The following is a 343-nucleotide window of genomic DNA, read 5'->3' as shown; positions in this document are numbered from 1 at the left end:
TGGCGGAGATGGTTGGGCAGTAGGCAGTAGGCAGTAGGCAGTAGGCAGTAGGGAGTAGGGAGGAGGGGGATTGCCTATTGCCTAAGCCCTACTGCCTACTGCCTTATTTCAAGCCTTCGCCGTCTTTGCCCCTGCGCCAAGCGCCATGGTGCGCAGCACGTAGTAGACGGCGCCCGCGATCGCCACACCGAAGAACCAGCCATAGACGCCCCACCAGGACGGCAGCCAGTTGGTGAAGTTGGGCAGGATCGAGGAGAAGATGGCGCCGATGCCGGCGGCGATGAAGGCGTTGACATGCCAGCCGCTTTGGAAGCGGAACTCACCGTCTTCGCGGTAGAGCGCC

Annotated in this window: 1 pseudogene; it reads right to left on the bottom strand. The window is 62.1% G+C overall.

From position 1 onward, the window contains the following. Positions 1-108 precede the first annotated feature (108 nt). Positions 109-343, bottom strand: a pseudogene (locus tag EN807_RS33520) (nitrate reductase); the annotation flags it as partial.

It is taken from the genome of Mesorhizobium sp. M5C.F.Ca.ET.164.01.1.1, assembly GCF_004792125.1.
Lineage (GTDB): Bacteria > Pseudomonadota > Alphaproteobacteria > Rhizobiales > Rhizobiaceae > Mesorhizobium > Mesorhizobium wenxiniae.
This window is presented reverse-complemented; position numbering and strand designations above follow the sequence as displayed.